Annotated in this window: 5 protein-coding genes; 3 read left to right on the forward strand and 2 right to left on the reverse strand. The window is 71.0% G+C overall.

The genetic code is table 11. From position 1 onward, the window contains the following. Positions 1-107: 107 nt before the first annotated feature. The gene (gene sucD, locus ACFVVO_RS26460) at positions 108-992 is read right to left on the reverse strand and encodes a succinate--CoA ligase subunit alpha (protein WP_390058085.1); all 885 of its coding nucleotides are present in this window, start codon (positions 990-992) and stop codon (positions 108-110) included. An 11-nt stretch (positions 993-1,003) separates the two neighbouring features. Then, positions 1,004-2,134: an ADP-forming succinate--CoA ligase subunit beta gene (gene sucC / locus ACFVVO_RS26465; RefSeq protein ID WP_390058086.1), complete on the reverse strand. Its 1,131-nt coding sequence runs from the start codon at positions 2,132-2,134 to the stop codon at positions 1,004-1,006. A 179-nt stretch (positions 2,135-2,313) separates the two neighbouring features. Here sucC and ACFVVO_RS26470 point away from each other — a divergent pair, with 179 nt between their 5' ends. The 3 genes from ACFVVO_RS26470 to ACFVVO_RS26480 are packed head-to-tail and all read left to right on the forward strand — an operon-like array spanning position 2,314 to position 7,376. Then, positions 2,314-3,996: a thiamine pyrophosphate-binding protein gene (locus tag ACFVVO_RS26470; RefSeq protein WP_390058087.1), complete on the forward strand. Its 1,683-nt coding sequence runs from the start codon at positions 2,314-2,316 to the stop codon at positions 3,994-3,996. 10 nt (positions 3,997-4,006) lie between these two features. Further along, positions 4,007-5,239: a formyl-CoA transferase gene (gene frc, locus ACFVVO_RS26475; RefSeq protein ID WP_390058088.1), complete on the forward strand. Its 1,233-nt coding sequence runs from the start codon at positions 4,007-4,009 to the stop codon at positions 5,237-5,239. Positions 5,240-5,243: 4 nt separating this feature from the next. Then, positions 5,244-7,376 (forward strand): acetate--CoA ligase family protein, encoded by a 2,133-nt coding sequence (locus ACFVVO_RS26480; RefSeq protein WP_390058089.1) that lies wholly within the window; start codon positions 5,244-5,246, stop codon positions 7,374-7,376. The last annotated feature ends 261 nt before the right edge of the window (positions 7,377-7,637 follow it).

Consider the following 7,637-nt stretch of genomic DNA (forward strand, 5'->3'; position numbering starts at 1 on the left):
CGGCGCCGGGGGCGTCCGGCGGAAGACCGCGCGGGCCGGGGCGCAGGAAGGAAGTTACCGCCGCGGCAACATGTGCGACAGTGACCGCGTCTCCACTATGAGTGACCTCACGTGCGGTCGCGCAGCAGGGTGAGGGCGAGCCGGGCCGTCTCGGTCGGGGTGCCGCCCACGCGGACGCCGGCCGCCTCCAGTGCCGCCTTCTTCGCCTGGGCCGTACCGGCCGAGCCGGAGACGATGGCGCCCGCGTGGCCCATGGTGCGGCCCTCGGGGGCGGTGAACCCGGCGATGTAGCCGACGACGGGCTTGGTGACGTGGTCGCGGATGTACGTGGCCGCGCGTTCCTCCGCATCGCCGCCGATCTCCCCGATGAGCAGGACGAGTTCGGTGTCGGGGTCGTCCTGGAAGGCGGCCAGGCAGTCGATGTGGCTGGTGCCGATGACGGGGTCGCCGCCGATGCCGACGCAGGTGGAGAAGCCGATGTCGCGCAGTTCGTACATCAGTTGGTAGGTGAGGGTGCCCGATTTGGAGACCAGGCCGATGGGGCCGGGCTTGGTGATGTCGGCCGGGATGATGCCCGCGTTGGACTGGCCAGGGGTGATCAGGCCGGGGCAGTTGGGGCCGATGACGCGGGTGCCGCGCTGTGCGGCGTACGTGGTGAAGGCGACGGTGTCGTGGACCGGGATGCCCTCGGTGATGACGACGGCGAGCGGGATGCGGGCGTCGGCGGCCTCGGTGACGGCCGCCCTGGCGAAGGCGGGTGGGACGAAGACGACGGTGACGTCGGCTCCGGTGGCCCGGATGCCGTCGGCGACCGATCCGAAGACGGGGACCACCTGTCCGTCGAAGTCGGCGGAGCGGCCCGCTTTTCGCGGGTTGACGCCGCCGACGACGTTCGTACCGGCGGCGAGCATGCGCCGGGTGTGCTTCATGCCCTCGCCGCCGGTCATGCCCTGGACGAGGACCTTGCTCTCCTTGGTGAGGTGGATGGCCATGTTCCCTCTCCTCAGGCGGTGCGGGCGAGTTCGGCGGCCCGGCGGGCGGCGCCGTCCATGGTGGTGGCCTGCTCGACCAGCGGGTGCGCGCGCGCCTCGAGGATCGCCCGGCCCCGGGCCGCGTTGTTGCCGTCGAGCCGGACGACCAGCGGCCTGGTCAGCCGGATGCCGTCCACGGCCGCGACGATGCCCTCGGCGACGGCGTCGCAGGCGGTGATTCCGCCGAAGACGTTGACGAGGACGGACTTCACCGCCGGGTCGGAGAGGATCACCGACAGCCCGTCGGCCATGACGCGGGCGGAGGCGCCGCCGCCGATGTCGAGGAAGTCGGCGGGCCGCGCGCCGCTGCCGGCGACCACGTCCAGGGTGGACATGACCAGGCCCGCGCCGTTGCCGATGACGCCGACCTCGCCGTCGAGTTTGACGTAGTTGAGGCCATGGGCGGCGGCCGCCGCCTCCAGCGGGTCGTGGTACTCCTCCGGCTCGGCTCCCCAACGGGTCTGCCGGTAGCGGGCGTTGTCGTCGAGGGTGACCTTGCCGTCGAGGGCGAGGACACGGCCGTCGGTGGTCGTCACGAGCGGGTTGACCTCGACGAGGAGCGCGTCCTCCCGGGTCAGTACCTGCCAGAGCCTGACCAGTACGTCGGCGGTCCGTGGCGGGAGGCCCGCCGCGTCGGCGATCTCGGCCGCCTTCGCGGAGGTGACGCCCCGTGCGGGGTCGACGGGGATGCGGGCCACCGCCTGGGGCCTGGTCGCGGCGATCTCCTCGATCTCCGTGCCGCCCTCCGCCGAGGCGATCGCGAGGAAGCCGCCCGCCGCGCGGTCGAGGACGTAGGAGACGTAGAACTCCCGCTCGATCTCGACGGGTTCGGCCACCATGACCTTGCCGACCCGGTGTCCCTTGATGTCCATGCCGAGGATCTGGCGTGCCGTGAGTTCCGCGGCGGCCGGGTCGGCGGCGAGCTTGACGCCGCCCGCCTTCCCTCGGCCGCCGGTCTTCACCTGCGCCTTGACGACGACCCGTCCGCCGAGCCTGCGGGCGATCTCACGGGCCTGCCTGGGCGAGTCGGTGACCTCCGCCTTCGGCACCACGATGCCGTGTTCCTCGAAGAGTTCCCTTGCCTGATGCTCGTACAGGTCCATTCCGGCTCCTGTCTCGAAAGTGCCGCACGCCCCCTGGACACCACCCACCGGATGCGGGATAACAAGGTTCATACAGTATTCGTCGACTGTATGCAATCGACAGTCGACCGTATCCAGCGAACCGTGGACGTGCCGCATCCGCGCGTCCCCTCCCCTCCACGAAGGGACAGGACTTCGCCATGCCCGACGACACCCAGGACGTCATCTCCGGTGGTCATCTCGTTGCCAAGGCGCTGAAGGCGGAAGGGGTCGACCGCATCTACACCCTCTGCGGCGGCCACATCATCGACATCTACGACGGCTGCGTCGACGAGGGCATAGAAGTCGTCGACGTCCGGCACGAACAGGTCGCCGCGCACGCCGCCGACGGCTACGCCCGGATCACCGGCAAACCGGGCTGCGCGGTGGTCACCGCGGGACCGGGCACGACGGACGCCGTCACGGGAGTGGCCAACGCCTTCCGCGCGGAGTCGCCGATGCTGCTGATCGGCGGTCAGGGCGCGCTCACCCAGCACAAGATGGGGTCACTGCAGGACCTGCCGCACGTCGACATGATGACCCCCATCACCAAGTTCGCGGCGACGGTGCCGGACACCGCGCGGGCGGCGGACATGGTGTCGATGGCGTTCCGCGAGTGCTACCACGGCGCGCCAGGGCCGTCCTTCCTGGAGATCCCCAGGGACGTCCTCGACGCGAAGGTGCCGGCGGCGAAGGCGCGGGTGCCCAGGTCCGGGGCCTACCGCGCCTCGACCCGCTCGGCCGGCGACCCCGAGGCGGTCGAGAAGCTCGCCGACCTGCTGGTGCACGCGGAGAAGCCGGCGATCCTGCTCGGCAGCCAGGTGTGGACCACCCGCGGCACCGCGGCCGCCATCGACCTCGTACGCGCCCTCAACGTCCCCGCGTACATGAACGGGGCCGGCCGCGGCACGCTGCCGCCCGGCGACCCGCACCACTTCCAGCTCTCGCGCCGGTACGCGTTCTCGAACGCCGACGTGATCGTGATCGTCGGCACCCCGTTCGACTTCCGCATGGGCTACGGCAAGCGCCTCTCCCCCGACGCCACCGTCGTGCAGATCGACCTGGACTACCGCACCGTCGGCAAGAACCGGGACATCGACCTCGGCATCGTCGGCGACGCGGGACTCGTGCTCAAGTCCGTCGCCGAGGCCGCCTCCGGGCGCCTCAACGGCGGTGCGTCCAGGCGCAAGGAGTGGCTGGACGAGCTGCGGGCGGCCGAGCAGGCGGCGATCGAGAAGCGGCTGCCGCAGCTGCGCTCGGACGCCTCCCCCATCCATCCCTACCGGCTGGTCGGCGAGATCAACGACTTCCTCACCGAGGACTCGGTCTACATCGGCGACGGCGGTGACATCGTCACCTTCTCCGGCCAGGTCGTGCAGCCCAAGTCGCCCGGCCACTGGATGGATCCGGGCCCGCTCGGCACCCTCGGCGTCGGCGTCCCCTTCGTGCTCGCCGCCAAGCAGGCCCGCCCCGACAAGGAGGTGGTTGCCCTCTTCGGCGACGGCGCGTTCTCGCTCACCGGCTGGGACTTCGAGACGCTGGTCCGCTACGACCTGCCGTTCGTCGGCATCGTCGGCAACAACTCCTCGATGAACCAGATCCGTTACGGCCAGGCCGCCAAGTACGGCAAGGAGCGCGAGCGGGTCGGCAACACCCTCGGCGACGTGCCCTACGACCGGTTCGCGCGGATGCTCGGCGGCCACGGCGAGGAGGTCCGCGATCCCGCCGACATCGGCCCCGCCCTGCGCCGGGCCCGCGAGTCGGGCAAGCCGTCGCTGATCAACGTCTGGGTCGACCCGGACGCGTACGCCCCCGGAACCATGAACCAGACGATGTACAAGTGAGGTGACTGCGGTGACCACCAAGGCGCTGACCGGCATCCGCGTCCTCGACATGACCCATGTGCAGTCCGGGCCCTCCGCCACGCAGTTGCTGGCCTGGCTCGGTGCCGATGTCGTCAAGCTGGAGGCGCCGTCCGGCGACATCACCCGCAAGCAGCTGCGGGACCTGCCGGACGTCGACTCCCTCTACTTCACGATGCTCAACTGCAACAAGCGAAGCATCACCCTCAACACCAAGTCCGAGCGCGGCAAGGAGATCCTGACCGAGCTGATCCGCCGCTCGGACGTCATGGTCGAGAACTTCGGGCCGGGCGCGATCGACCGGATGGGGTTCACCTGGGACCGCATCCAGGAGATCAACCCGCGGATCGTCTATGCCTCGATCAAGGGCTTCGGGGACGGCCCGTACACCGGCTTCAAGGCGTACGAGGTCGTCGCGCAGGCGATGGGCGGGTCGATGTCGACCACCGGCTTCGAGGACGGGCCGCCGCTCGCGACCGGCGCCCAGATCGGCGACTCGGGGACGGGCGTGCACGCGGTCGCGGGGATACTCGCGGCGCTGTTCCAGCGGGAGCACACCGGACGCGGCCAGCGGGTCAACGTGGCCATGCAGCACGCCGTGCTCAACCTGTGCCGGGTGAAGCTGCGCGACCAGCAGCGCCTGGCGCACGGGCCGCTCGCCGAGTACCCCAACGAGGACTTCGGCGACGAGGTGCCCCGCTCGGGCAACGCCTCCGGCGGCGGCCAGCCCGGCTGGGCGGTCAAGTGCGCGCCGGGCGGGCCGAACGACTACGTGTACGTCATCGTGCAGCCCGTCGGCTGGCAGCCGCTCAGCACCCTCATCGGCCGGCCCGAACTGGCCGACGACCCCGAGTGGGCGACGCCCGAGGCCCGGCTGCCGAAGCTGAACAAGATGTTCCAGCTGATCGAGGAGTGGTCGTCGACGCTGCCCAAGTGGGAGGTGCTGGAGCGGCTGAACGCGCACAACATCCCGTGCGGGCCGATCCTTTCCACCAAGGAGATCATCGAGGACGACTCGCTCGCCGCCAACGAGATGGTGGTGCGTGTCCCGCACCCCGAGCGCGGTGAGTTCGTCACGGTCGGCAGCCCGCTGAAGCTCTCCGACTCCCCCGTCGAGGTGAGCGCGTCACCGCTGCTCGGTGAGCACAACGAAGAGGTGTACGTAGGCGAACTCGGCCTCGGCGACGAAGAGTTGCACCTGATGAAGTCGAACGGGGTGATCTGACGTGATGGCGGAGGACCGGAAGCCACGGGTGCGTTCGCTGCTCGACTCCGTACGGGCCGCGGGCCGAACCGCGCTGACCGCGCCCGAGGGCAAGGTGGTCGCCGACGCGTACGGGATCGCCGTACCGGGCGAGGCGCTGGCCACGGACGTGGACGAAGCGGTGGCCGCCGCCGCGCGGTTCGGCGGGCCGGTGGTGCTGAAGATCGTCTCGCCCGACATCCTGCACAAGACCGACGCCGGCGGTGTCGTCGTCGGGGTGGAGGGCGCGGCGGACGTGCGGGCCGCGTTCTGCCGGATCATCCAGAACGCACGGGCCTACGACGCGCAGGCGCGGATCGACGGCGTGCAGGTGCAGGAGCTGCTGCCGAAGGGGCAGGAGGTCATCGTCGGCGCGGTCACCGATCCCACGTTCGGGAAGGTGGTGGCGTTCGGGCTCGGCGGGGTGCTGGTCGAGGTCCTGAAGGACGTGACCTTCCGGCTGGCCCCGGTGGACGTCGACGAGGCGCTGTCGATGCTGGACTCCATACGGTCGGCGGAGATCCTGCGCGGGGTGCGCGGCCAGGCCGCTGTGGACCGGTGGGCGGTCGCCGAGCAGATCCGGCGGGTCTCCCAACTGGTCGCCGACTTCCCGGAGATCGCCGAGGTCGACCTCAACCCGGTGATCGCCACCCCTGACGGCGCGACGGCGGCCGACATCCGGGTGATCCTCGCCGAGTCGCCGGCACCGGCACGCCGGCGGTACACCCGCGACGAGATCCTGTCCTCGATGCGCCGGCTGATGCAGCCCTCCTCCGTCGCTGTCATCGGCGCCTCCAACGAGCAGGGCAAGATCGGCAATTCGGTGATGCGCAACCTCGTGGACGGCGGCTTCGCCGGGGAGATCCATCCGGTGAACCCCAAGGCCGATGACATCCTGGGCCGCAAGGCGTACAAGAGTGTCACGGACGTTCCCGGTGAGGTGGATGTGGCCGTGTTCGCCATTCCCGCCAAATTCGTGGCCGCGGCCCTGGAGGAGGTGGGAAGGAAGAAGATCCCCAACGCCGTCCTCATCCCCTCCGGATTCGCGGAGACCGGCGAGCACGAACTCCAGGCGGAGGTCGTGCGGATCGCCGAGCGGCACGGCGTCCGCGTGCTCGGCCCGAACATCTACGGCTACTACTCCACCTGGCAGGATCTGTGCGCCACGTTCTGCACGCCGTACGACGTCAAGGGCGGGGTGGCGCTGACCTCGCAGTCCGGTGGCATCGGCATGGCCATCCTGGGCTTCGCCCGCACCACGAAGACAGGTGTGTCGGCCATCGTCGGCCTCGGCAACAAGTCCGACCTCGACGAGGACGACCTGCTGACCTGGTTCGGTGAGGACCCGCACACCGAGTGCATCGCCATGCACCTGGAGGACCTCAAGGACGGGCGGGCGTTCGTGGAGGCGGCCCGCGCGACCGTGCCGAGGAAGCCGGTGGTGGTCCTCAAGGCAGGCCGTACGGCGGCGGGCGCGCGGGCGGCCGGTTCGCACACCGGCGCGCTCGCCGGCGACGACGCGGTGTACGACGACATCCTGCGGCAGGCCGGGGTGATCCGGGCGCCGGGCCTGAACGACATGCTGGAGTACGCCCGGGCCCTGCCCGTCCTGCCCGCCCCGAAGGGCGACAACGTCGTGATCATCACCGGCGCGGGCGGCAGCGGGGTGCTGCTGTCGGACGCGGTGACGGACAACGGCCTGTCCCTGATGGAGATTCCGCCCGACCTGGACGAGGCGTTCCGCCGGTTCATCCCGCCGTTCGGTGCGGCGGGCAACCCGGTCGACATCACGGGCGGCGAGCCGCCGTCCACGTACGAGGCGACGATCCGCCTGGGCCTGGAGGACCCGCGCGTCCACGCGCTCGTGCTCGGCTACTGGCACACGATCGTCACCCCGCCGATGGTGTTCGCCGAACTGACCGCGCGTGTGGTCGCCGAGGCCCGGGAGCGCGGCATCGAGAAGCCGGTCGTGGCGTCCCTCGCGGGTGACGTGGAGGTCGAGGAGGCCTGCCAGTACCTGTACGAACGGGGGGTGGTGGCGTACCCGTACACCACCGAACGGCCGGTGGCCGTCCTCGGCGCGAAGTACAGGTGGGCGCGGGCCGCGGGGCTGCTGTGAGAACGCGGACGCGGACCGGACCGGCCGAGGGCCCGGGGGTTGCCCCCCGGACGGCACACCGCCAGGTGGGCGCGGGCCGCGGGGCTGCTGTGAGAACGCGGACGCGGACCGGACCGGCCGAGGGTCCGGGGGTTGCCCCCCGGGCGAAACACCGCCAGGTGGGCACGGGCCGCGGGGCTGCTGTGAGAACGCGGACGCGGACCGGACCGGCCGAGGGCCCGGGGGTTGCCCCCCGGACGGCACACCGCCAGGTGGGCGCGG

This window comes from Streptomyces sp. NPDC058145, from assembly GCF_042884245.1.
Lineage (GTDB): Bacteria > Actinomycetota > Actinomycetes > Streptomycetales > Streptomycetaceae > Streptomyces.